The sequence below is a fragment of the Nocardioides sp. NPDC058538 genome (assembly GCF_042719275.1).
Taxonomy (GTDB): Bacteria; Actinomycetota; Actinomycetes; order Propionibacteriales; family Nocardioidaceae; genus Nocardioides.
Genome location: NZ_JBHXNY010000077.1, coordinates 1 through 1,750, shown reverse-complemented (window position 1 = coordinate 1,750; position 1,750 = coordinate 1). Strand labels below are relative to the sequence as shown.

Annotated in this window: 1 protein-coding gene; it reads left to right on the top strand. The window is 67.6% G+C overall.

Translation table 11 applies throughout. The annotated features are described in order from the left end of the window. Window positions 1-44: 44 nt before the first annotated feature. The gene (locus ACFWQC_RS28290) at window positions 45-1,691 is read left to right on the top strand and encodes a transposase (protein ID WP_378686165.1); all 1,647 of its coding nucleotides are present in this window, start codon (window positions 45-47) and stop codon (window positions 1,689-1,691) included. Window positions 1,692-1,750: the final 59 nt, after the last annotated feature.

The following is a 1,750-nucleotide window of genomic DNA, read 5'->3' as shown; positions in this document are numbered from 1 at the left end:
GTGGCTGTTGCGATTTGAAAATCGCCGGGTGGGTTCCGTGACGGTTGGCCTGTGCCGCGAAATACTTCGGTATGGCTCGTAGGTATCGCCCGGTGGTGAGGGATCAGGAGTTTCTGTTGCCGCCGAACATGGCCGATTGGCTGCCCGAGGATCATCTGGTCTGGTTCGTGCTCGATGTCGTCGATCGGCTTGACACGGCCCGATTCCATGCCGGGCGCCGTACCGGCGGGGTTGGTCGTCAGGGCTATGACCCCGACATGTTGCTGGCGCTGCTGATCTACGCCTACGCGGTCGGGGAACGGTCCTCGCGACGTATCGAACGGCTCTGTGTGGATCATGTCGCGTTCCGGGTGGTGTGTGGCCAGGACGGGCCGGATCACTCCACGATCGCCAGGTTCCGTGCCGAGCATCACGAGGGCTTTGAGGACCTGTTCGCGCAGGTGCTGCGGTTGTGTTCGGTCGCGGGAATGGTCAAGGTCGGGGTGGTGTCGATCGACGGCACCAAGATCGCCGCGAACGCTTCGAAGTCGGCCAACCGGTCTCACGACTGGGTTCGCGAGCAAGCCCAGCGCGTCGCTGCCGAGGTCGTTGCTGATGCCGATGCCGTCGATGCGGCAGAGGACGCTGCTGCCGCGCGTCGGGGGCGTCGGGGTGGGTCTGATGATGATCTCCCACCCGGGATGAGCACCCGGGCCAGCCGTGCGGCGGGCATCGCGAAGGCGATGGCCGAGTTGGACCGCCAAGACGCCGAGCATGCTGAAGCCGACGCCGCGGATCGTGTCGATGCGGCCCGGTTCCTCGCCGACATCGAGGACGGCAGCACCCGCCGCGGGACGATGCTGGCGGGGGTGGATCCCGTCCTGGCGCATCAAGCACGGACTCGGCGGATCGGCCGTGAGCTGGACGAGCTCGACGGGGTACCCGGGAAGAAGGCCAGCACCCGCCGGGCCGGACTCAAACGGTTGCTGCGCGATGCCGAAACCGGACTGGCCGCGGCCGAAGCGCTCAAGGAGGCGGGCAAGGTCGACATGCGGGGACCCCGGCGGCGGGTCCGTGACCGACGAGCAGCCCAAGCCCGCCGGAACGGGACGCTGGCACACCAGGTCAACACCACCGACCCCGACAGCAGGTTGATGACTGAGGGTTCCGGTGGCGGATCGGTCCAGGCCTACAACGCCCAGATCGCGGTCACCGACGACCACCTCATCCTCGGAGTCCACGTGTCCCAACACGCCAACGACATGCAGTGCTGGGACCCGGCCCTCGCGGCTGCCACCGCGCAGGCCACCGCCCTGGGCAAGCGGATCGAGCTCGCGCTGGCCGACGCCGGATACTTCACCGAAGCCAACCTGACTACCCCGGGACCGGACCGGCTCATCGCTCCCGGCAAGAACCGCGACGTCATCCAAGGCGCCCGCGAGAACCCCTCCCAGCCACCGCCGCCTGACCCATCCCAGGAGCCGGCGACCGCACGAGACCAGATGCGCCACCGGCTACGAGACCCTGAGAACGCCGAGCGTTACAAACGCAGATCAGCCACCGTCGAACCCGTCATCGCCCACCTCAAAGACCAGACCAAACTCCGCCGATTCGCCCGCCGAGGCATCCAAGCCACGACCGCGGAACTCAACCTCGCAGCCGCCGTCATCAACCTGCGACGACTCCACCAAACCAGCCTGGCCACCGGCTGAGCCGGGCCGGGCTCCGCCCGGCCGACACCGACGCCAGCAACTCAAAGCGCGACAGCCAC